The 22,072-nt window shown below is 74.3% G+C and carries 20 protein-coding genes and 1 pseudogene; 13 read left to right on the top strand and 8 right to left on the bottom strand.

Annotated elements, in window-relative coordinates; genetic code table 11:
* Position 1: 1 nt before the first annotated feature.
* From thrC to ACWDBE_RS30335, 5 genes are all read left to right on the top strand, one after another.
* Positions 2-1,282, top strand: a complete 1,281-nt coding sequence (thrC, locus tag ACWDBE_RS30315) for a threonine synthase (RefSeq protein WP_449809593.1) — start codon at positions 2-4, stop codon at positions 1,280-1,282.
* Between the two features lie 27 nt (positions 1,283-1,309).
* Positions 1,310-1,588, top strand: coding sequence for a MoaD/ThiS family protein (locus ACWDBE_RS30320; protein WP_449792709.1), 279 nt, complete (start codon positions 1,310-1,312; stop codon positions 1,586-1,588).
* A 553-nt stretch (positions 1,589-2,141) separates the two neighbouring features.
* A complete protein-coding gene (locus ACWDBE_RS30325) occupies positions 2,142-2,345 on the top strand; it encodes a cold-shock protein (protein WP_030289665.1) in 204 nt (67 codons plus the stop codon).
* 323 nt (positions 2,346-2,668) lie between these two features.
* Positions 2,669-4,291, top strand: a complete 1,623-nt coding sequence (groL, locus tag ACWDBE_RS30330; protein WP_316526858.1) for a chaperonin GroEL — start codon at positions 2,669-2,671, stop codon at positions 4,289-4,291.
* A 113-nt stretch (positions 4,292-4,404) separates the two neighbouring features.
* Positions 4,405-4,761, top strand: coding sequence for a hypothetical protein (locus tag ACWDBE_RS30335; RefSeq protein WP_449809594.1), 357 nt, complete (start codon positions 4,405-4,407; stop codon positions 4,759-4,761).
* Between the two features lie 82 nt (positions 4,762-4,843).
* On the opposite strand, the gene ACWDBE_RS30340 is transcribed toward ACWDBE_RS30335, so the two are convergent.
* Positions 4,844-5,470 (bottom strand): HD domain-containing protein, encoded by a 627-nt coding sequence (locus ACWDBE_RS30340; RefSeq protein WP_449809595.1) that lies wholly within the window; start codon positions 5,468-5,470, stop codon positions 4,844-4,846.
* Positions 5,471-5,535: 65 nt separating this feature from the next.
* Here ACWDBE_RS30340 and ACWDBE_RS30345 point away from each other — a divergent pair, with 65 nt between their 5' ends.
* The 3 genes from ACWDBE_RS30345 (at position 5,536) to ACWDBE_RS30355 (ending at position 7,691) form a co-directional block, all read left to right on the top strand.
* Complete coding sequence (locus ACWDBE_RS30345; protein WP_449792712.1) at positions 5,536-5,919, top strand: PadR family transcriptional regulator; 384 nt, start codon at positions 5,536-5,538, stop codon at positions 5,917-5,919.
* Positions 5,916-6,872, top strand: coding sequence for a hypothetical protein (locus ACWDBE_RS30350; protein ID WP_449809596.1), 957 nt, complete (start codon positions 5,916-5,918; stop codon positions 6,870-6,872). The genes ACWDBE_RS30345 and ACWDBE_RS30350 overlap by 4 nt, the downstream gene beginning before the upstream one ends.
* Before the next feature lie 132 nt (positions 6,873-7,004).
* The gene (locus ACWDBE_RS30355) at positions 7,005-7,691 is read left to right on the top strand and encodes a copper homeostasis protein CutC (RefSeq protein WP_449809597.1); all 687 of its coding nucleotides are present in this window, start codon (positions 7,005-7,007) and stop codon (positions 7,689-7,691) included.
* A gap of 54 nt (positions 7,692-7,745) precedes the next feature.
* Here ACWDBE_RS30355 and ACWDBE_RS30360 read toward each other — a convergent pair whose 3' ends face one another.
* On the bottom strand, positions 7,746-9,797 hold the full coding sequence (locus ACWDBE_RS30360; protein ID WP_449792715.1) for a HelD family protein: 2,052 nt from the start codon (positions 9,795-9,797) through the stop codon (positions 7,746-7,748).
* 426 nt (positions 9,798-10,223) lie between these two features.
* On the opposite strand from ACWDBE_RS30360, the gene ACWDBE_RS30365 reads away from it, so the two are divergent.
* Positions 10,224-10,385, top strand: coding sequence for a hypothetical protein (locus ACWDBE_RS30365; RefSeq protein ID WP_449792716.1), 162 nt, complete (start codon positions 10,224-10,226; stop codon positions 10,383-10,385).
* Between the two features lie 21 nt (positions 10,386-10,406).
* Here the strand turns inward: ACWDBE_RS30365 and ACWDBE_RS30370 are convergent, their stop codons facing one another.
* Positions 10,407-12,044 (bottom strand): DNA repair helicase XPB, encoded by a 1,638-nt coding sequence (locus ACWDBE_RS30370; RefSeq protein WP_449809598.1) that lies wholly within the window; start codon positions 12,042-12,044, stop codon positions 10,407-10,409.
* 125 nt (positions 12,045-12,169) lie between these two features.
* Between ACWDBE_RS30370 and ACWDBE_RS30375 the strand changes: the two genes are divergently transcribed.
* The gene (locus tag ACWDBE_RS30375) at positions 12,170-12,424 is read left to right on the top strand and encodes a hypothetical protein (RefSeq protein ID WP_392882511.1); all 255 of its coding nucleotides are present in this window, start codon (positions 12,170-12,172) and stop codon (positions 12,422-12,424) included.
* 12 nt (positions 12,425-12,436) lie between these two features.
* On the opposite strand, the gene ACWDBE_RS30380 is transcribed toward ACWDBE_RS30375, so the two are convergent.
* Entirely contained in the window at positions 12,437-14,938 is a 2,502-nt protein-coding gene (locus ACWDBE_RS30380) for a helicase-associated domain-containing protein (protein ID WP_449792718.1), read from the bottom strand.
* Positions 14,939-15,106: 168 nt separating this feature from the next.
* Between ACWDBE_RS30380 and ACWDBE_RS30385 the strand changes: the two genes are divergently transcribed.
* The 3 genes and pseudogenes from ACWDBE_RS30385 to ACWDBE_RS30395 all read left to right on the top strand — a co-directional run bounded on the left by ACWDBE_RS30385 (position 15,107) and on the right by ACWDBE_RS30395 (position 17,816).
* Positions 15,107-16,048, top strand: coding sequence for a hypothetical protein (locus tag ACWDBE_RS30385; RefSeq protein WP_449809599.1), 942 nt, complete (start codon positions 15,107-15,109; stop codon positions 16,046-16,048).
* Between the two features lie 511 nt (positions 16,049-16,559).
* Positions 16,560-16,838 (top strand): annotated as a pseudogene (locus tag ACWDBE_RS30390) (fatty acid desaturase family protein); the annotation flags it as partial.
* Positions 16,839-17,045: 207 nt separating this feature from the next.
* Positions 17,046-17,816 carry a hypothetical protein gene (locus ACWDBE_RS30395; protein ID WP_449792720.1) on the top strand — a complete coding sequence of 257 codons (771 nt, stop codon included), beginning with the start codon at positions 17,046-17,048 and terminating at the stop codon, positions 17,814-17,816.
* A gap of 247 nt (positions 17,817-18,063) precedes the next feature.
* Here ACWDBE_RS30395 and ACWDBE_RS30400 read toward each other — a convergent pair whose 3' ends face one another.
* The 4 genes from ACWDBE_RS30400 to ACWDBE_RS30415 all read right to left on the bottom strand — a co-directional run bounded on the left by ACWDBE_RS30400 (position 18,064) and on the right by ACWDBE_RS30415 (position 22,053).
* Positions 18,064-19,065 carry an ABC transporter substrate-binding protein gene (locus tag ACWDBE_RS30400; protein WP_449809600.1) on the bottom strand — a complete coding sequence of 334 codons (1,002 nt, stop codon included), beginning with the start codon at positions 19,063-19,065 and terminating at the stop codon, positions 18,064-18,066.
* An 83-nt stretch (positions 19,066-19,148) separates the two neighbouring features.
* Positions 19,149-19,967 (bottom strand): ABC transporter ATP-binding protein, encoded by an 819-nt coding sequence (locus tag ACWDBE_RS30405; protein WP_392882489.1) that lies wholly within the window; start codon positions 19,965-19,967, stop codon positions 19,149-19,151.
* A complete protein-coding gene (locus ACWDBE_RS30410; protein WP_449792722.1) occupies positions 19,967-21,013 on the bottom strand; it encodes a FecCD family ABC transporter permease in 1,047 nt (348 codons plus the stop codon). Before ACWDBE_RS30410 ends, ACWDBE_RS30405 begins: the two co-directional genes overlap by 1 nt.
* Positions 21,010-22,053, bottom strand: coding sequence for a FecCD family ABC transporter permease (locus ACWDBE_RS30415; RefSeq protein WP_449792723.1), 1,044 nt, complete (start codon positions 22,051-22,053; stop codon positions 21,010-21,012). The genes ACWDBE_RS30410 and ACWDBE_RS30415 overlap by 4 nt, the downstream gene beginning before the upstream one ends.
* Positions 22,054-22,072: the final 19 nt, after the last annotated feature.

Here is a 22,072-nt window from a genome sequence, read left to right on the forward strand (position 1 = left end):
CATGGCTATCGACACCGCCGCACCAGTTTCCGTCGACCTCGGCCCCGCCACCGCGCTGTCCTGTCGCGAGTGCGGCACCCGTTTCCCGCTCGGCCCCAGCTTCGCCTGCCTGGAGTGCTTCGGCCCGCTGGAGATCGCCTACGAGTTCGGCAGCGAGGGCGCCGAGGAGCTGCGCAAGCGGATCGAGGCCGGTCCGGCCTCCATCTGGAGGTACGCGCCGCTGCTGCCCGTTCCGGCGGACGTGGCCTCGAAGCCGAACCTGAACCCGGGGTGGACCCCGCTGGTGAAGGCGGACAACCTGGGCCGGGAGCTCGGGTTCACCGCCCAGCTGCACGTCAAGGACGACTCCGGGAACCCGACGCACTCCTTCAAGGACCGGGTGGTCGCGTGCGCGATCGAGGCGGCCCGGGCGTTCGGCTACACCACGCTGTCCTGCTCCTCCACCGGCAACCTGGCCGGCGCGGTGGGTGCGGCGGCGGCCAGGGCCGGGTTCCGGTCCTGCGTGTTCATCCCGCACGACCTGGAGCAGGGCAAGGTCGTCATGGCCGGGGTGTACGGCGGTGAGCTGGTCGGCATCGAGGGCAACTACGACGACGTGAACCGCTTCTGTTCGGAGCTGATCGGCGATCCGGCCGGCGAGGGCTGGGGCTTCGTCAACGTGAACCTGCGGCCGTACTACGGCGAGGGCTCCAAGACGCTGGCGTACGAGATCTGCGAGCAGCTCGGCTGGCGGCTGCCGGAGCAGATCGTGATCCCGATCGCCTCGGGCTCGCAGCTGACGAAGATCGACAAGGGCCTCCAGGAGCTGATCAGGCTGGGCCTGGTCGAGGACCGGCCGTACCGGATCTTCGGTGCCCAGGCCGAGGGCTGCTCGCCGGTGTCGGCCGCGTTCAAGGCCGGCCGGGACGTGATCAAGCCGGTCAAGCCGGACACCATCGCCAAGTCGCTGGCGATCGGCAACCCGGCCGACGGCCCGTACGTGCTGGACATCGCCCGCCGCACCGGTGGCGCGGTGGAGGACGTCACGGACGCCGAGGTCGTGGCGGCGATCCGGCTGCTGGCGCGGACCGAGGGGATCTTCGCCGAGACCGCGGGCGGGGTGACCGTCGGCGTGCTGAAGAAGCTGGTCGAGACCGGGCAGCTGGACCCGTCGAAGGAGACCGTCGCGATCAACACCGGCGACGGCCTGAAGACCCTGGACGCCGTCTCCGAGGCCGGGATGACCGCCGCCATCCGCCCGACGCTGGACTCGTTCCGCGCCGCCGGCCTCGTGTCCGCCTGAACCATCCGCCCCCCGCAAGGAGAAGTCATGAGCGCCAACGTCCGCATCCCCACCATCCTGCGCACCTACACCTCCGGCGCCGCCGAGGTGACCGCCGAGGGCGCCACCCTGGCCGAGGTCGTCGCCGACCTGGAGAAGAACCACGCGGGCATCTCGGCCCGCATCCTGGACGACACGGGCAAGCTGCGCCGCTTCGTGAACGTGTACGTGAACGACGACGACGTGCGCTTCGCCGAGGGCCTGGCGACCGGGATCGAGGACGGCGCCAGCATCTCGATCATCCCGGCGGTGGCCGGCGGCTGCTGAGCCCGCGAGAGAACCCGCGGTCGCCCGCGCGTACGGAATTCCGCTGTCCGTATGCGCGGGCGACCGCTCGCATTCCTGCGGGAATATTTCCGGGTCGAGTCGGAGTAGAGTGTCGCTCGGCTGGGAACAGGGTTTCCCTTTCGGCCCCGCAGTGCTCGTTCGGCCCCGCAGTGCTCGGCCCGGGGCGTCCGGCCGATGAGACCGGCCCGTGAAACCTGTCAGGCAGATGTCAGAATTACCGCAGGCATTTGGGTAATTCGTCCGCTATGTCCGGCGTGAAATGCCGAGAACATCCCGATTCGGTCCGTCCTGTCCCTTGACGCCGTACCGGAATTACCGGTGGTTGGGCCTGTTGCAGAGGGCGTCGATCCGGATACATTCAGCGGCGGTCGACGCAATCACCCGCTCGTCGGAGGCCGCCTGGCGTCCTGTGCGGAGGGTTGCGGCGTGCACGGCTGCGCCCAGGGGGGGTTCCCCGGGCCGGCCTTCAACCAACCCGGGCCCGCGACCTGCGGGCGCGTGAAGGGCCAGCACAGCACTAGGGGAGTTCGGAATGGCTCAGGGCACCGTCAAGTGGTTCAACGCGGAGAAGGGCTACGGCTTCATCGCGGTCGACGGTGGTGCGGACGTCTTCGTCCACTACAGCGCGATCCAGATGGACGGCTACCGCACCCTCGAGGAGGGCCAGCGGGTCGAGTTCGAGATCTCCCAGGGACAGAAGGGCCCGCAGGCGGACATGGTCCGCGCGGCGGTCTGACCCCTTCCGGCTCCAGGAGCTCGGCGCGGCCCCACGGCTGGTGACCTCTCGCTTCTCGACGGGCCCGTGCGACGCGTGTCGCACGGGCCCGTCGGCGTTCCCGGGCGGCTCCCGCGGCGGCTCGCGGATTGCCGATTGGGCTTGCACTCGACCACCCGGAGTGCTAATCATTGGCGTTAGCACTCACAGTGTGAGAGTGACAGCGGACCGGGTCGGTGAGGCCCCCGGGAGCGGCAGGGGAATGGACCTCCGCGCACCAGGGCCGTCCGTCGCGGGCACCCCTTGGTCCGAGCAGTCGACCGTGTCCCGGAGGACCACTTCTGATGGCCAAGATCATCGCCTTTGATGAGGAAGCTCGCCGCGGCCTTGAGCGTGGCATGAACCAGCTCGCCGACGCAGTGAAGGTCACGCTCGGCCCCAAGGGTCGCAACGTCGTGCTGGAGAAGAAGTGGGGCGCCCCCACGATCACCAACGACGGTGTCTCCATCGCCAAGGAGATCGAGCTCGAGGACCCGTACGAGAAGATCGGTGCCGAGCTCGTCAAGGAGGTCGCCAAGAAGACGGACGACGTCGCGGGTGACGGCACCACCACCGCCACCGTGCTCGCCCAGGCCCTGGTTCGCGAGGGTCTGCGCAACGTCGCCGCCGGCGCCAACCCGATGGCCCTGAAGCGCGGCATCGAGAAGGCCGTCGCGGCCGTCTCCGACCAGCTGCTGGCCCAGGCCAAGGACGTGGAGACCAAGGAGCAGATCGCCTCCACCGCCTCCATCTCCGCCGCCGACACCCAGATCGGCGAGCTGATCGCCGAGGCCATGGACAAGGTCGGCAAGGAAGGCGTCATCACCGTCGAGGAGAGCAACACCTTCGGCCTGGAGCTCGAGCTCACCGAGGGCATGCGCTTCGACAAGGGCTACATCTCCGCCTACTTCGCCACCGACCTGGAGCGCATGGAGGCGACGTTCGAGGACCCGTACATCCTCATCGCCAACTCCAAGATCGGCTCGGTCAAGGACCTGCTCCCGCTGCTGGAGAAGGTCATGCAGAGCGGCAAGCCGCTGGTCATCATCGCCGAGGACGTCGAGGGCGAGGCCCTGTCGACCCTGGTCGTGAACAAGATCCGCGGCACCTTCAAGTCCGTCGCCGTCAAGGCCCCGGGCTTCGGTGACCGCCGCAAGGCCATGCTCGGCGACATCGCCATCCTCACCGGTGGCACCGTCATCTCCGAGGAGGTCGGCCTGAAGCTGGAGAGCGCCGGCATCGACCTGCTGGGCACCGCCCGCAAGGTGGTCATCACCAAGGACGAGACCACCATCGTCGACGGTGGCGGCGACAGCGAGCAGGTCGCGGGCCGCGTGAACCAGATCCGCGCCGAGATCGAGAACAGCGACTCGGACTACGACCGCGAGAAGCTCCAGGAGCGCCTCGCCAAGCTGGCCGGCGGCGTGGCCGTCATCAAGGCCGGCGCGGCCACCGAGGTGGAGCTCAAGGAGCGCAAGCACCGCATCGAGGACGCCGTCCGCAACGCCAAGGCCGCCGTCGAGGAGGGCATCGTCGCCGGTGGTGGCGTCGCCCTGCTGCAGGCCGGTGTCGCCTTCGACAAGCTGGAGCTGGACGGCGACGAGGCCACCGGTGCCAACATCGTCAAGGTCGCGCTGGAGGCCCCGATCAAGCAGATCGCGACCAACGCCGGCCTGGAGGGTGGCGTCGTGGTGGAGAAGGTGCGCAACCTCCCCGCCGGTCACGGCCTGAACGCCGCCACCAACGAGTACGTCGACCTGGTCGCCGAGGGCATCATCGACCCGGCCAAGGTCACCCGCTCCGCGCTGCAGAACGCCGCCTCCATCGCGGCGCTGTTCCTCACCACCGAGGCCGTCATCGCCGACAAGCCGGAGAAGGCCGCCGCGGCCGCCGGCGGCGGCATGCCGGGCGGTGACATGGACTTCTGATCCTGATCGCTTCGATCGGATCGGCTGGTTCCCCGTCCGTGTGGGCGGCTCCCTTCGGGGGGCCGCCCACACGGCGTTTCGGCGTTCGGGGGAGTTGAGGAGAGGATGGACGGATGGCTGCCGACGACATCGAGACCGCCCTGCACAACGCGCGGGCACTGATCCTGGCCGACCTCACCGCGCGGGACGTGGCGGACGCCGCCGTCGTCTCGCTGGTGGAGCAGGCCGTGACCCACCGCCGCTGGTGGCTGGAGCAGTGGCCCGACGGCACCGACTACGTGCTCGGACTGGTCGCCCAGGACGTCCAGGACGCGCTGCTGGAGGCGTACGGCCGCTGGCCGCTGTGCACCGACTGCGCGGCCGACGGGGATCCGCACGCGCTGAGCGTGGAGCCCGAGTTGGGGCCGGAGCCGCAATGGGTGTGCGGCAAGCAGGGCGCGGTGGTGGCTCCGGTGGGGGAGCTCTCCTAGGCCGCGCGGCGCGGCCGACGGGCGCGCGCGTGCGGGGGGAGCCGGCTGCTGGGGCGCGTGCGGGCGTGCGGGCGGGCTCGTGTCAGAGGGCGCCGAGCTCGGCCGCCAGGTTGGCGTGGGCGGCCGCCGTGAAGCGCTCGCGGGCGGCGGGCGTGCGGTAGAGCCCGGGCAGGGCGAGCAGGTGGCGCAGTACGGCGGCCCGGCCGGCCGTGAAGTCCGGTGCGGGGACGAAGCCGTACTCCTCGCGGACGGCGGCCGCGTACGCCGCGTACGCCTCGGGGGTGCCGCCGAGGACGGCGAGGTCCGCGTCGCAGAGCACCTCGCCGTTGCGGTCGCCGGGGGCGGGGTCGTGGCCGACGGTGAGCAGCACGAGGCGCTCGACCTCGGCGACCCGCTCGGCGGGCAGCCCGGCGGCGGTCAGCGCGCGGACGGCGAGGGCGGCGCTGCGCTCCTCGTTCTCGGTGCGGTCCGGCCGGTAGACGGCGTCGTGGAACCAGGCCGCGAGGCGGACGGCCTCCGGGTCGGCGGCGTGCCCGGCCAGCTCGTCGACGTGCCGCAGCACCGCGCGCAGGTGCGCGACGGTGTGGTACCTGCGCTGCGGCTCCGACCAGCGGCGCAGCAGCTCCCGGCCGTACGGCTCGGGGTCGACGGCGGCGCCGCAGCGGTGCAGCAGGGCGGTCCAGGCGGCGAGCAGGTCCTCGGTCGGCATGGGCACATTGTGGCGGACGGGCCCGGCCCTGGACCTATAGGTAGGTTGGCGATATATGTAGTCGTATGACAGAACGCTCCATGCAGGAGCCCACGCTGCTGCTGCTCACCGCCCTGGCCGACGCGCCGAGACACGGTTACGCGCTGATCCAGGAGGTCGCCGCGATCTCGGACGGCCGGGTCAAGATGCGCACCGGCACGCTCTACGGGGCGCTCGACCGGCTGCTCGGCCAGGGCCTGATCGAGGTCGCCGCCGAGGAGGTGGTGGACGGTCGGGCCCGGCGCAGCTACGCGCTGACCGGGGCCGGCCGGGACGCGCTGGCCGCCGAGGCGGAGCGGCTGCGGGCGGTCGCCACCGAGGCCGAGCGCCGACTGGCCAAGATCCGGTCGGTGCTGCCGGGCGGGGCGGGGTCGCAGGGGCGGCCCGCGGCGGGGGGAGGCCTCTCGTGAGCGCACCGGCGATCGGCGCGGGGCCCTCGGTGGCGCTGCGGACCGCGCTCCGGTTCTACCCGGAGCGGTACCGCCGCGAGCGCGGCGAGGAACTGGCCGAGGTGTTCGCCGACACGACGGCGGAGGGCGGCCGCCTGGCGGTCACCCGGGAGCTCCTCGGCCTGGCGGTGTACGGGCTGCGGGTGCGGCTCGGGCTGACCGGGGCCTCGCCGGCGGGGCGGCTGCTGGCGCTGGTCGCGCCGATGCTCGCCGGCGCGGTGGCCGGCGCCACGCTGGTGGCCTGGGCGGCCACCGCGGGCCGGGTCGCCAACCGGCTCTCCTGGGACGGCTCGTACGGCACCTACGCCGAGCTGCTCTCCCGGCCGGTGGCCGCCGCGCTGCTCCTGGTGGCGGCGCTCCTCGGGCGGTGGACGGCGGTGCGGGGCAGCGCGCTGGTCCTGGGCGCGGTGGGGCTGTACGAGCTGGTGGGGGCCGTGTGGGTCTCCTCCTTCGACGCGTGGTGGAGCGGCTACATCGGGATGGCCTCGCTGCCGCTGGTGCTGGCCGCGCTGCTGCTGGCCGCGGCGCCGACCGACCTGCTGGCCCGGCCGACCTGGCGCGCCGGCGGGCTGGTGCTGGCGTCGGCGGTCGTGGGCGGGCTGCTGGAGACGGCCCAGAACTGGGACGACACCACCTTCCCGCTGGACCTGCCGTGGATCGTGGCGATGCTGCTCCTCCCGCTGCTGCTGACCTTCGCCGGGCTGCGCGGGCGGGCGGCCCCGGCGGCCGCGGGGGTGGCGGCGCTGGTGCTGACCGGGCCGGGCTGCCTGTTCAACATCTGGCGCGAGTCCCGGGGGATCTCGCACCTGCTTCCGGTGGCGGCGCCGACGGTGGCGCTGCTGGTGCTGGTGGCGGTGGTGGTGCACCGGTCCGGGCGGCGGGAGGCGGTCGGGGCGGCCCACGGGGCGGCGTGACGGCGGTGGCTGAGGGTTGGTGGGGCGGGGCGGCGGGACCGGGCAGCTCCGGGCGTTCCGGCGTGACCGGATCGGGCCCCTGGGGGTCACCGGGGGTCGCCGGGCTCCGCCGGATGTGGCAGTCTGTCGAATATGTCTAGACCAATTTTCGAAGTCATCGCGCTGACGCCCCAGGACGCCCAGGCCGCCGAGTCGGGCGGCGCCGACCGGCTCGAACTGGTCACCGACATGGCGGCCGACGGGCTCACCCCGTCCGTCGAGGACTTCGGCCGGATCCGGGCCGCCGTCGGCATCCCGCTGCGGGTCATGCTGCGGATCCGGGACGGCTTCGCCCCCGGCGACGTGGAGGAGCTGTGCGCCCGGGCCGCCGCGCTGCGGGCCGAGGGCGCCGAGGAGTTCGTCCTCGGCTTCCTCGACGCCGACGGCGCCGTCGACCTGGCCGCCACCACCGCCGTCGCCGAGGCGATCGCCGGCTGCCGCTGGACCTTCCACCGGGCGATCGACCACAGCACCGACCGGGCCGCCCTGCGGGCCGCCGTCGGCGGGCTGCCCGGCCTGGACACCTTCCTCACCTCCGGCGCGGCCGCCGGGGTGGCCGCCGGGCGCGAGGTGTTGTCGGCCGAGCTGGCCCGGGTCGGCGAGCCCGGGTACCGGCAGCGGATCCTGATCGGCGGCGGTCTGCGGGCCGAGCACCTGAAGGAGCTGCGGGCGGAGGGCTTCGACGCCTTCCACGTCGGCGGCGCGGTGCGGGTCGACGGCTGGCGGACGCCGGTGGACGCGGCCAAGGTCGCCGGGTGGCGGGCGCTGATCGACGCCTGAGCGCGTGCCCGGAGGGCCCGGTCCGCGGGCCGGTCCCTCCGGGCGGGCGAGCCGCTACCGCAACTGCTCGGGCAGCGGCTCGCCGTGCAGCACCGTCAGCCCGGAGACGGCACGGGTCAGCGCCACGTACAGCCGCCGCAGTCCGGTCCGCTCGTCCGGCTCCCCGGCGATCACCGCGGCCGGCTCGTCCAGCACCACGTAGTCGTACTCCAGACCCTTGGCCAGCGAGGCGGGGACGAGGGTGAGCCGGGCCTCCGCGCTGGTCTCGGTGCCGGGGGAGAGGTACGGCAGGCCGGCCGCGGTGAGCGCCTCGGCGAACCGCGGGATGCGGGCGTCGGCGACGATCAGGCCGGTCGAGCCCTCGTGCTCCAGCGCCTCCCGGCAGGCTGCGAGGACCGCCTCCGTGCCGTCCTCGTCCGCGATCGGACGGATCGTCAGCGAGCCGGGCGCTTCGCGGACCGAGGAGGCCGGGGCCAGGCCGGGGGCGATCGCCGGGAGCAGCCGGGAGGCGTACGCGATGACCTCCTCCGGCACCCGGAAGCCCTTGGTCAGCTCCTCGATGTGCGCCTCCGGCTTGCCCAGGTGGCGCAGTGCCTCCGGCCAACTCGCCGTCGCCCACGGGGTGGTGCCCTGGGCGAGGTCGCCGAGGACGGTCGCCGAACCGGTGGTGCAGCGGCGGCCGACCGCGCGGTACTGCATCGGGGAGAGGTCCTGGGCCTCGTCCAGCACCACGTGCCCGAGCGAGGGGGTGCGCTGCACCAGGTCGGTCGCCTCGTCCACCAGAACGGCGTCGGCCGCCGTCCAGCGGGCCGTCTTCACCGAGCGGCCGGGCTTGGGCCACAGCACCGCCCGCTGCTCCTCGGGCGTCAGCACGCCCTCGGCGCACTCAGCCAGGAACTCCGGCTCGGAGAGCAGTCGCAGGACCAGCTTCGCCGGGTCGACGGCCGGCCAGCACTCCTTGACCACCGCCTTGACGGCGCTGTTGCGGGCCACGGCGTCCTGCACCCGGTCGTCCGGGGCCTCGCCGCCCTGCTCCATCTTCAGCAGCACGGCGTGCGCGATGCGCTGCGGCAGGGCGTCCCTGGACGCGCCGTAACGGACCTCGCGGCCCTTCAACTCCTCGATGATCTCGACCAGTTCGTACACCGGCACGCGCCAGCGGCGGGAGCCGCGGACCACCACGCAGGGCTCGGTGGGCAGCGAGATGCCCGACCGCACGGCCCGGCGCAGCACCTCGGCCATCCGGGCGTCGCCCTTCAGCCGGGCCGCCTCCGGGGTGTCCTCGCCCCGCACCTCGACGTGTCCGACCAGCTGCTGCACGGTGGCCTGGGCGACGTCCAGCTCGCCGAGGGCAGGGAGCACCTGCTCGATGTAGGAGAGGAAGGCGTTGTTCGGCCCGATCACCAGGGTGCCGGTACGGGCCAGGCGCTCGCGGTGCGCGTACAGCAGGTACGCGACGCGGTGCAGGCCGACGGCGGTCTTCCCGGTGCCGGGCGCCCCCTGGACGCAGATGGTGCCCGTGATGTCGGAGCGGACGATCTCGTCCTGCTCGGGCTGGATGGTGGCTACGATGTCGCGCATCGGGCCGACGCGGGGCTTCTCGATCTCGGCGGCCAGCAGGGCGGAGGTCTGCTCCGACTCGGTCGGGTCGGTGAGGTGCTCGTCCTCGTAGGCGGTGAGCTCGCCGCCGGTGTAGCCGAAGCGGCGGCGGCGCTCGACGTCCATCGGCTCGGTGCGGCTGGCCCGGTAGAACGGCTGGGAGACCGGCGCGCGCCAGTCGATCACCATCGGGTCGCCGTCGGTGTCGTGGACGTGCCGGCGGCCGATGTAGAAGCTCTCGCCGCCGCTGCCCTCGCTCAGCTCCTCGCTGATCGCGTGGAGGTAGTCGAGGCGGCCGAAGAACAGCGGGGTGTGCGAGAGGTCGGCCAGTGCGGCGATCCTGGCCTCGATCTGGTTTTGCAGGACGAGGGTGGTGACCCAGCTGCCGGTCACGTCGCGGATGTCGAGCGACTCGACGTCCTCGCGCATGGCGCGCAGCGCGGCCCGGGACGCGGCCAGGTGGTCGCGTTCGCGCTGGAGGGGGTCGGTGGTGGGGGTGGCGGGCACAGCGAACCTTCCCGGCTGCCCCGGTGGCGGGTGCAGCGGATCGTAGGAGCTCACGGTGGGCACGCCGACCGGTTGCCGTGCGGTCGGCACCTCCCCCGGCTGCCTGCGGGACTTCAGCAGGTACCACGGTTCGGGAGGGGGCAGACGGACGATCTTAGACCCGTCCGTCCCGGGGTTCCAGCCGTGCTCCTCCCGGGGTTCCAGCCGTGCTCCTCCCGGGGTTCCGGCCGTGCGGGTCTCGGGGTTCCGGCCGCGCCGGTCCCGGGGTTCGGGGCGCGCCGGTCCCGGGGTTCGGCCGTGCGGGCCTCGGGGTTCGCCCTACCCCGGCCCCGGGGTCCGCCGTACACCCGCAGGACGACCCGCGCACCTGCGGATACGGCCTTTGGAGTGATGCCGACGGTCGTCCGGGTGCCTACCGTTGAAGACATGAGCACCACGAACCGAACCCCCCGATCCGGCCCGTCCGGCGCCACCGCCGCCTCCGGGCGTCACCGCAGCCCGCTCGGCACCGCCGTCCGCAACGTCGGCATCGCCCTGGACACCGCCGCGCGCGTGATCTTCCTCGGGCGCGACGGTGTCCGGTACTGAAATGCCCGGTACTGACGCGCCCTACAGCACGTCGTCCGCGTCGATGATCCGGTACGCGTAACCCTGCTCGGCCAGGAAGCGCTGCCGGTGGGCGGCGAAGTCCTGGTCCACGGTGTCCCGGGCGACCACCGAGTAGAAGTGCGCCGCGTGGCCGTCCGCCTTGGGGCGCAGCACCCGGCCGAGGCGCTGGGCCTCCTCCTGGCGGGAACCGAAGGTCCCGGAGACCTGGATGGCGACGGTGGCCTCGGGCAGGTCGATCGAGAAGTTCGCGACCTTGGAGACCACCAGGACGCCGATCTCCTTGTTCCGGAAGGCGTCGAAGAGCTTCTCGCGCTGGGCGTTGCTGGTCTCGCCCTTGATCACCGGGGCGTCCAGGGCCTCGCCGAGCTCGTCCAACTGGTCGATGTACTGGCCGATGATCAGCGTCTGGTCCTTCTCGTGCTTCCTGACCAGCGCCTCCACCACCCGCCGCTTGGTCGCCGTGGTGGCGCAGAAGCGGTAGCGCTCCTCCGGCTCGGCGGTCGCGTAGGCGAGCCGCTCGGAGTCGGTCAGGGTGACCCGCACCTCGCAGCAGTCGGCCGGCGCGATGTAGCCCTGTGCCTCGATCTCCTTCCACGGCGCGTCGAAGCGCTTGGGGCCGATCAGGCTGAACACGTCGCCCTCGCGGCCGTCCTCGCGCACCAGCGTGGCGGTCAGGCCGAGCCGGCGGCGGGCCTGGAGGTCGGCGGTGAACTTGAACACCGGCGCGGGCAGCAGGTGCACCTCGTCGTAGACCACCAGCCCCCAGTTGCGGGCGTCGAACAGCTCCAGGTGGGCGTAGACGCCCTTCCGCTTGGTCGTCATCACCTGGTAGGTGGCGATGGTGACCGGGCGGATCTCCTTCCGCGTCCCGCTGTACTCGCCGATCTCGTCCTCGGTGAGCGAGGTGCGCTTGACCAGCTCGTGCTTCCACTGGCGGGCCGAGACGGTGTTGGTGACCAGGATCAGCGTGGTCGACTTGGCGTGCGCCATCGCCGCCGCGCCGACCAGCGTCTTGCCGGCGCCGCAGGGCAGCACGACCACGCCCGAGCCGCCGTGCCAGAAGCCCTCGACGGCCTGCGCCTGGTACGGGCGCAGCTGCCAGCCGTCCTCCTCCAGGTGGATCGGGTGCGCCTCGCCGTCGACGTACCCGGCGAAGTCCTCGGCGGGCCAGCCGAGCTTGAGCAGCACCTGCTTGATCTGCCCGCGCTCGGAGGGGTGGACCACCACGGTGTCCGGGTCGACCCGGGCGCCGACCAGCGGGACGATCTTCTTGGAGCGCAGCACCTCCTCCAGCACCGGTCGGTCGGTGGTGGTGAGCACCAGCCCGTGGGTCGGGTGCTTGACCAGTTGGAGCCGCCCGTACCGGCCCATGGTGTCCGCCACGTCCACCAGCAGCGCGTGCGGCACCGGGTAGCGCGAGTACGTCACCAGGGCGTCCACCACCTGCTCGGCGTCGTGCCCGGCCGCCCGCGCGTTCCACAGCCCGAGCGGCGTCACCCGGTACGTGTGCACGTGCTCGGGCGCCCGCTCCAACTCGGCGAACGGCGCGATGGCGCGACGGCAGTCGGCGGCCTTGGGGTGGTCGATCTCCAGGAGAAGAGTTTTGTCGCTCTGGACGATGAGCGGTCCGTCGTTCACGCGGGGGAGCCCTCCACTGGCTGACAGGGTGGATTGACGCAGACCCTCCAGTGTCGCGCATCGCGGGGGCTGCGCGGGAGGCCGCTCGGAGTGACCACGGTGCGTGCTCGCTCGTTGAGCTGGTCATGAAGAAGTCGAAGCGTGTTCTCACCGCCCTCGCCCTGATGGGCTCGGCCTTCGCGGCCACCGCGTCCTCGGCCGGTTCGGCGCATGCCCTCGCGGGCATCGGGGAGGGGCCCGGCGGGCTGCTCGCGGCGCCCGGGTTCCTGCTGGCGGACACCGTCACCGGGGGCGCGATGCCGGTCGGGCAGGGGCAGATCGGCAGCCTGGCGGACAAGGCCGTGCAGGAGAAGATGAAGGAGGCGCAGCAGGGGCACTGAGCGCCCCGCGGGTCACTCGTCGAGTTCCGCGACGCCGGTGATGCGGTGCAGGGCGAAGGTGCGGAGTTCGTCGGCGTGGTGGTCGAAGGCGGTGACGAAGCCGCCTTCGACCTTGACCGGGTCGATGATCCGCTGGCTGGCGATGCCCTCGGCGTTGAGGTAGCCGATCCACATGCGTTCGCCGAGCAGGACGGCCGTCTGGAGGGCGGCCAGGGTCTCCGCGGCGGCGGTGCGGGGGAGGTGGCGCGGGTCGGAGGTGGGCTCGCGGCGGGTGGCGGTGGCGGCGCGGTCGCCGGCCCGGATGGCCTTGATGGCGGCCGCGAGCAGGGTGTCGTCGGGGGCGGGCGGCCCGTCGGGGACGGGCACGGGGGCGGTCCGGGGCGGGGTGCGGTGGCTGTCCGGGCGGGTGATCAGCACGTCGCCTTCGGCGGACTCGGCGGCCGGGGCGTAGCCCATGGTGCGCAGGGCGGCGAGCAGGACGTCCGGGGCGGCCTGGGAGGCGAGGACGGTGGGGGCGAGCAGCCGGAGCCGCAAGTCGGCGGAGCGGCGGTCGGCGAGCACCTCGCCGAGCAGTGACGGGTCGTCGCAGCGCAGGTAGGAGGAGGCGGCGCCGACCCGCAGGATGCCGTGCCGGCGGGCGACGTCGTCGATCAGGTAGGCGAGCGGCTGCGGGACGGGTGTGCGGCTGTGCTGCTCCAGGAAGGTCCGCAGGTCGGTGGCGGTGCGGCCGGCGTCGAGGGCGCGGCGGACCGAGGCCGGGGTGAAGCGGTAGACGGTGGCGCCGCCCTTGGACTCGATGTCGGCGCACAGGGCGAGGGCCTGGGCGAGCGGGGTGAGCAGCGGGCCGGGGGCGATCGCGGTGAGGTCCGGCTGGAGGATCACGTGGTCCAGCGGCTGCGGGAGCAGCGGGGCGAGCACCTCGGCCGGGTCGGACTCGGCGGTCAGCAGTGCGCGGCCGGGGGCGGCCAGGGCGCCGCGGCCGGTGATGCCGAGGAGTTCGGCCTCGTCGAGGGTCCAGGCGGTGAGCTCGTCGCGCAGTTCGCGGCCGTCCGGGCCGGTGGGGCCGCCGCGCAGCGGGCGCTGCCAGCGCAGGGTGGGGAGCAGTTCCTCGGCGGTGGCCGGGGTGCCGGGCGGGAGTTCGGCGAGCAGGGCGAGGGTGGCGCGGCGGACGGACGGGGCGAGGGTGCGGTCGAGTTCGGGGCCGAGGGCGGCGCGCGGCTTGCCCCGGCCGTCCGGGGTGCCGGCGAGGGCGGGGACGCGGGTGGCGGCGAGCCAGGCGGTGGCCAGTACGGACCAGCGCTCGGCGGTGTCCAGGTGCAGCCAGGCGTCGTACGCCGGGGTGGGGGCCCAGCGTTCGTCCACCTCGCCGTCGGGGGCCAGCAGCCCCGCGGTGTAGGCGAGTTCGAGCCAGAAGGCGGTCTGCTGCTCGGTGGTCTCCAGGGCCTGGGCGGTGCGCTTGAGGTCGCGGACGCCGAGGCCGCCGGCGCGCAGGGTCAGCGGCGGGGTGAGGCCCCAGCCGTCCAGTAGCTCCTCGACGGTCTTGACCGCGGTGTGCGCCTGGCCGGCCGCGGCGCCGTCCACGGCCCCTGGGTCGCGCGGGGCGGCGGCGGGCACCGGCTCGGGCTGGACCGGTTCGACGGTGCGGTGGGTGCGGCCGCCGCGCAGGTGCAGCGCGAGCTCGCGGGGCAGGACGACGCTGCCGGGGCTGGTGGGCAGCAGCAGGCCGCGGGCGAGCAGCCACTCGACCGGGCTCTGGGCGTCCTCGGCGGTGACCGGGCGGGTGGCGTCCGGGACGGTGCCGGTGGGCGGGCCCCAGACCAGCCGTTCCAGCAGCCGCAGCGCGGCCTCGGGCGCGGTGGCGAGCAGCGCGGCGCAGCGGGTGCGGTCGGTGAGCAGCGCGGTGAGCGCGGCGACGGCGCTGACCGGGTCCGGGGTGGCGGGTTGCCCGGCCGAGGCGAGCAGCTGCTGCAGCCGGGCCGGGGACATGCCGACGGTGGCGTCGGCGAGGGTGGGGCCGAGTCCGGTGCGGCCCGGGTTGGTGGCGGTCGGGGCGAGCGCCTCGCGGACGGCGAGGACCAGCCGCAGCCCGTTGTCCGGGCCCCAGAGCAGCGCCCGGTCGCGCAGGGTGGCGACCGCGCGTGGCAGGGCGGTGGCGACGGCGGCCCGGTCGGCCGGGGTGAGCGGGGTGGCGCCGGGGTGCGGCTTGACCTTCGCCGGGCCGGTCAGCAGGGTGCGGACGGTGCTCAGCGAGGTGCCGTCCGGGGCGGTGGCCAGCGCCTCGGCGACCTGGAGGGTGAAGCGGTCGAGCCGTTCCAGGGCGCGCAGCGCGGAGGCGCGCGAGGAGAGCCGGGCGGACAGCTGGGTGAGGTCCCCGGGGACGGGGTTCAGCAGGTCGGGGCGGGAGCGGAGCAGGGCGGCGAGCGCGTCGTCGGGACGGGAACGCAGCTCCTCGGCGAGGGTGCGCGGGCCGGTGGCGGACCTGCCCCGGCGTTGGGGGCCCTGCTGTGTGGTCATTCGACCTAGGTTAGTCGGGCGAGCGGACGGCGCGGTGTCCCTCGGCCGCCGTACCTCCGGCGCACCGCCGGGGGCGCGGACGGACTCGCGCGGGCGGGGGCGGGGTGGGTAGCGTCACGCCGAGGGCGGTTCGGTGGCGGCCGGTACGGGCGAGGCGGGGTGGTCGGTGTGACGGACGGCGAGTGGTGGCGCAAGAGCGGGCCGTGGAGCGAGCGTTCCGGCGGCGGTTCGGCGGACCGTTCGGACGTCGGCCCGGACGCCGGCCCGGGCGGGGCCGCGTCCGGCGGCGCCCCGGAGGCGCCGTCCGCCCCCGCCCCGGAGCGTGACCCCGACAGCGTGTACGACCCGCCGGCGCCGAGCGCGGCCAGCATCCCGTCGGTGCCGCTGGACCTGCCGGACCTGGCCGCCGTCGAGGAGCGGTCGGACGCGATCCCGCCGCCGACGGTGTCGAGCACCGGCCCGTGGACGATGACGCTCTTCGACTTCTCGGACGGGCCGCGGCCCGCGCCGAAGCCGATCCCCGAGCAGCGCACGGCCGAGGAAGCGGCGGCAGCGGCCGCGCCCGCGGCGGAGCCGGCCAAGCCCGCGGACCTGAGGAAGAAGCCGCGCCGGGGTCTGCTCAGGCCGGCCCCGGCCCCGGCCGCTCCCCCGGTGCCGCCCCAGGCCCCGACCGGGAAGTCCGGGGGCAAGGTCAGGGGGAAGGGCAAGGGCAAGGGCAAGGGCAAGGTGGCGGAGAAGGACGCGTCCGCCCGCAAGCCCTCCCCGCTGATCCTGCTCTCCTGCCTCCTGCTGGTCGGCGGGGCGGTCTCCGGTTTCTTCCCGGCGATGCTGGCCGGCTGGGGCCTCGGGTACCTGTCCCGCCGGATCTCCGAGCTGATGCGCAAGTTCGTGGTCCTCGGCATTCCGCTGATCACGATGAGCGCGACCACCCTCTACTCCATGCAGCGGGCCAAGCAGGGCGGGGGCCAGGGCGGCGGCCTCCAGACGGGCTCGCCGCTGGGCGAGATCAGCTGGTCGTCGGCCCCGACCGTGCTGCGGGTGTCCGCCGTGCTGTCGGCGGCGGTCCTGCTGCTGCTCGCCATGCGCCGCCGCCCGCCGCAGGAGGGCTGAGCCAGGGCCGTACCGGCGGCCCTCCCGGGACGGCCGGGGCCTGAGCCGACGCCGTACTGCTCCGGCTGGGCGTCGGCGGCCGGGTCAGTCGTCGGTGAGGTGGACGAGGCGCCGGCGACCTGACGGGGGCCACCCCGACCGTCATCCGCCTGGTCCGCGCCGCCCTGGGCGGGCCGGGGGACGGGCGGTAGGGGGCGAGGCCCGCGGGCCCCGGTTCAGGGCGAGCGCCTCGACGCCCGAGAGCAGCGGGATGAGCCGGAACCGGCCGTCCCCGTTCCGGGCGAAGGTCGTGAAGCGGTCGTGGTGGCCGCCGTCGCAGTACATGCGCTGGTGCAGGTCCAGGTGCCGGCCCGCGGGGGCGGCGGTGTTGACGGTGCCGGCGACGGCAGTGGGAGCCGGGCCGCCATCGGAGCGGCGCGGCGGGCTGGCACCCCGTGCGGGCAGGGGGTCAACACCCGTACGGGACGGGTGCTTTCCCCGTTCTGCGGGGCTGATGGTGACGCCCGGGATGAAGCTCGACTTCCTGCGCCGCCAGGTGCTCACCTCGCGCAACCTCCGTGGCGGGCCGGTCGTCGACTCGGTGATGGGCGGCCTCAACTACCAGGTGGAGCACCACCTGTTCCCCAGCATGCCGACCCCGGCCCTCGGGCGGGCGGCCCGGATCACCAGGGAGTTCTGCGCCGAGACGGGCGTCCCGTACTACGAGACGGGCCTGTTCCGCTCCTACCGGGAGATCTTCGGTCACCTGCACCGGACGGGTGAGCCGCTCCGCTCAGGCTCGGCCGCGTGAAGGTCCGGCTTTCGCGACGTGACGGCCTGAGGTCCTGAACGCCGTTGTCCCGCACGGGAAGCCGGATCCGCCGGCCTCCCGGGCCGGACCGGTTTCCGGCGGCGCCGCCCGGCCACTCGCGCGTTCGCGCGTCCGCGCCCGTACGATGCCCGAGCGGGGGGTGGGCGGACGCCGGGGGTGGGTGTGGTTCGGTTCTGGCTGAGGTGGGTGCTGGTCGCGGTCCTCGGGGCGGCCGTCGTGTTCGGCAGCTGGGCGGGGTGGCGGCTCTACCGCGACACGGCCATTCCGGCCCCGCCGGACGTCCCGGGCGTGGCGCGGGCCGCGGACACCGCCGAGGCCCGCCGGACGGCCGAGGGGCGGATGGCGGAGCGGATCGACCGGCTGCCCGAACTGCTGCCGTGGGCCCAGGGTTTGGGGCGGTCCACGGTCGACGTGTGCCGGACCGACTACCGCGGCGACCTCTGGATCCGGGGCAAGTGGCTGCCGACGGCCTGCGAGCGGACCGTGAACGTGTACCTGGCCTTCGACGGGGCCGACGTCCGTGCCCGGCTGGCCGATCTGGACGGCTATCTGGACGGCCAGGGCTGGCGGAGCTCGCAGCGGTGGAAGGGCCTGGTCGCGGCCGACGAGTACGACCACCTGCCGCCCGCCGAACCGGCCCCGGAGGAGGCGCAGGAGGCGGCGGCCAGGCCGATCACCCCGTCCGTGGAGTTCGAGGCGGCGACGGACGAGGCGGTGCGGACGGAGCTGGTCGTGAGCGTCGCCCGGCCGCCGGGGCCCGAACGCCTGACCTCCGGCGAGGACTACTGGTACGAGAAGTACGGCAGCCGGCGCTACCGGAACGACGAGGGGCAGCGGTCCGAGTACCTGATCTGGCAGCCCGTGCGGCCGAGCGAGGTCACCAGGGCGGCCGAGGGGCGGTACGTGGTGGTCCTCGGCTTCACCACCAGGTACACGGAGAAGCACGGAACGCCGTAGCCCCCGCCGTGCCCGAGGACGGTCCGCCCCCTCCAGCGCCTGTTCGCCGAGTACGTCGGCGCCTCCCCGAAGTGGGTGCCGCGCCGCGCCCGCCTCCACGAGGCCGCCTCACGCGCCGCCGACGACGGCGAGTCGGACCTGGCCGGGCTCGCCGCCGAGCCGGGCTACGCCGACCCGGCGCACCTGACCAGGACTTCACCGCCGCCGTGGGTGTTGCCCCGGCCCGCTACGCGGGAGCGCGCCGGCCCTAGGCTCCGAGGAAGCGCTGCAGCTCGTCCAGCATGTAGTTGGCGCCCGTGTACCCGATCCCCTGGAACCACAGCTGGTCGTCCACCGGGAACGCCCGGTGCCCCTTGACCGCCCCCAGTGCCTGCCAACCCGGGCTCGCCAGCACCGAGGTGGTGCCCGAGCGTCCCGGATCGCCGTAGGTCGCGTACAGCAGCAGATCGCCGTCGGCCCTGGCGAGCTGGTCCGGCGGGATCTCGAAGTCCGACTGGTCGACGTTCTGCGCGTCCGGCCGGCCCACCTCGGCGTCGGCGAGCACCGTGCCGGGAAAGCTCTGCCGGCCGAACAGCCGGATGCCGCCGCCCTCGACGAACCGCACCAGGCTCACCTTGCGCCCCGACAGCTTGGCCGCCGCCAGCGCCTGCACCACCTGCCCGACGTGCCTCTGGTACGAGCCGGTGAAGGCCGCCGCAGCCGCCTCCCTGCTCAGCGCCTGGGCGTGCAGCTGGAAGTCGGCCTTCCACGGTGCCCCGGTGGTCTGGGTGAGCACGGTCGGGGCGATGTCCCGCAGCTGTTCGTAGCGGTCGCCGTCGCGGGCCTGGTTGGAGAGGATCAGGTCCGGCCGCAGCGCCCGTACGGTCGGCAGGTCGGGTGAGCCCGCCGGGCCGACCAGCCGGATCCCGGCCGTCCGGGAGGCCGGCCAGTACCCGGGATAGCTGGTGTCGCGGGCCGGCAGCGCGGCGCCGACCGGGGTGATGCCGAGGGTCAGCGCCGAGTCGAGCACGTCGGTGTCCAGCACGACCACCCGCATCGGCGCGCCCGGCACCACCACCGGCCCGGTGGCGGCGTTCACCGTCACCGGCGGCAGCGGGGTCCGGGACGGCGGGGTCGGGGACGGCGTGGCGCCGGGGGCGAGGCCGTCCGTGGCCGCCGGGGCCGGGTGGTGGTCGGTGCAGCCGGTGGCCGTCGCGAGCACGGCGGCGCCGAGGCCGGTGAGGAGGGTGCGGCGGGAGATCCGGGGCATCGGCGGTCCTCTGGCGTCGCGGCGGGGTCGGGGCGCCGTCGATTATGTCCGAAATGGCAGCTAAAGTGCCGTTAAGGGCGCCGTCAGGCGGGAGCGCCGTCCGGGGTGAGCGCCGACCACGGGGCGCCCGGCACGACCAGCGGCGTGCCGGTCACCGGGTCCGGCACCACCACCGAGTCCAGCCCGAACACCTCCCGCACCAGCTCGGCCGTCACCACGTCCCCGGGCGCGCCCTGCGCCACCACCCGGCCGTCCCGCATCGCCACCAGGTGGTCCGCGTACCGGGCGGCCTGGTTGAGGTCGTGCAGCACCGCGACGACGGTCCGGCCGCGCTCGACGTTCAGTCGCCGGACCAGGTCCAGTACCTCCACCTGGTGCGCGATGTCCAGGTAGGTGGTCGGCTCGTCCAGCAGCAGGATGTCGGTGCCCTGGGCGAGCGCCATCGCGATCCAGGCGCGCTGGCGCTGGCCGCCGGACAGCTCGTCCATGCTCCGCTCGGCCAGCTCGGCGGTGGAGGTGCGCTCCAGCGCCTCCGCGACCGCCGCCTCGTCCTCCGGCGACCACTGCCGCCACCAGCTCTGGTGCGGCTGGCGGCCGCGCGCGACCAGGTCCGCCACCGAGATGCCCTCGGGGGCGGTCGGCGACTGCGGCAGCAGGCCGAGCCGCTGGGCGATCCGCTTGGTCGGGATCCGCGCCAGCTCCTCGCCGTCCAGCAGCACGGCGCCCCGGACCGGCTTCAGCAGCCGGCCGAGGGCCCGCAGCAGGGTCGACTTGCCGCAGGCGTTCGGGCCGACGATCACCGTCACCCGCCCGTCCGGGACGCTCACGTCCAGGCCCTCGACGACCGTGCGCGCCTCGTAGGCCAGGGTGAGGCCCCTGGCCTCCAGACGGTGATCGGACATCAGGAACCTCCACGGCGGGATCGGATCAGCAGCCACATCAGGTACGGCGCGCCGACCAGGCCGGTCACCACGCCCACCGGCAGCTCCGTCGGGGCCAGCAGCCGCCGGGCGATGAGGTCGGCGAGGACCACCACCAGCGCACCGGTCAGCGCCGAGCAGAACAGCGGGACCTGCGCCGAGCGGGCCAGCCGCAGCGCGATCTGCGGGGCCATCAGCGCGACGAAGTCCACCGGCCCTGCGGCCCCGGCCGCGCACGAGGCCAGCACGATGCCCAGCAGGGCCATGCCGAGGCGGATCCGGTCCAGGCGCAGGCCGAGCCCGACGGCGGTGGCGTCGTCGAAGGAGATCGACCGCTGGGCGCGGGCGGCCCACAGCGCGACCGGCAGGGCCGCGAGCAGCACCCAGGCGAGCCGGTCGGCCTGGTCGTAGCCGGCGCCGTTCAGGCTGCCGGTCATCCAGACCTTGGCGGCCTGGGCCTGGAAGCCGTCGCCCTTGGTGAGGAAGACGGAGGTCAGGGAGGACAGCGCGACGCTGACGCCGATGCCGATCAGCACGAAGCGCTGGGCGTGCAGTCCGCGCCGCCAGGCCAGCGCGTACACCAGCAGCCCGGCCACCAGACCGCCGGCCACCGCCGCGTACGGGGCCTGGCCGGTCGAGCCGACCACGCCGTACGCCGTCAGGCCGACCACGGTCGCGGTGGCGCCCCAGGTCACGCCCACCACGTCGGGGCTGGCCAGGGGATTGCGGGCGACGGTCTGGATCAGCGCCCCGGCCAGCCCGAGCGCCAGGCCGACCAGCAGCCCGACCACCACCCGGGGCAACCGGAACTCGCCGACCACCAGCTCGTGCGGGCTCGGCTGCCCGAGCACCACCTTGACCACCTCGCCCGGCGCCACCGTGGACTCGCCCAGGCAGAGCGAGGCCACCGCGGTCGCCGTCAGCGCCACCAGCAGCCCGACGGCGACGGCCACCGAGCGCCGGTGCACCAGGAACGACACCCGCCCGGCCCGGACGGCCGAGTAGCCGCGCAGCGACACCGACGTCATGCCGCCACCACCTTCCTGCGGCGGACCAGGGCCACCAGCACCGGGACGCCGACGAGGGCCGTCATCACGCCCGCCGGGACCTCGGACGGCGGGAACAGGACCCGGCCGAGGGTGTCGGCGAGCAGCAGCAGTGCCGGGCCGAGGACGGCGGAGAAGGCGAGGATCCAGCGGTGGTCGGCGCCGGCCACCGCGCGGGCCGCGTGCGGGACGGCGAGGCCGACGAAGGCGATCGGGCCGGCCGCCGCGACCGCCGAGCCGGTCAGGACGGTCGCGCCGAGCGCGCCGACGGCCCGGACCAGGCCGGTCCTGGCGCCCAGCCCCTTGGCGGTGTCGTCGCCGAGCGCCAGCGCGTCCAGCCCGCGCGCCACCGCGACCACCAGCACCGTGCCGACGGCCAGGAACGGCAGCAGCTGCCAGGCCACGTCCGAGGTCCGCCCGGAGAGCGAGCCGACGTGCCAGAAGCGGAACTGGTCCATGGTGGCCGAGTCGGTGGTCAGCACCAGGGTGTTGAGCGAGGCGATGAAGGCGGACGCGGCCGAGCCGGCCAGCGCCAGCTTGATCGGCGTGGCCCCGCCCCGGCCGCGCCCGGCGAGCCCGTACACCAGCACGGTGGCGATCACCGCGCCCGCGAAGCCGAACCAGACGTACCCCGTGAGGGTGGAGACGCCGAAGCCGGAGATGGCGACCACCACACCGGCCGCCGCCCCCTGGGAGACGCCGAGGATGCCGGGGTCGGCGATCGGATTGCGGGTCAGGCCCTGCATGACGGCCCCGGCCAGGCCGAGCGCCGCGCCGACGGCCAGCCCGACGACCGTGCGCGGCACCCGCAGCTCGCGGACCACCACGGCGTCGGCGGTGTCGCCGCCGTGCAGCAGGGCGTCCAGCGTGCCGCCGAACGGGATGGTCCGGCTGCCGACCGCCAGGCTGAGCAGCACCGCGGCGGCCAGGACGGCGAGTGCGGCGGCGAGCCAGAGTATTCGGCGCCGCGGCGCGCGGTACGGCGCGCGGGGCGCACCGGGCGGTGCGCTGGTGTCGGTCATGGGCCCTCTCCGCAGACAA

The sequence above is a fragment of the Kitasatospora sp. NPDC001132 genome (assembly GCF_053598415.1).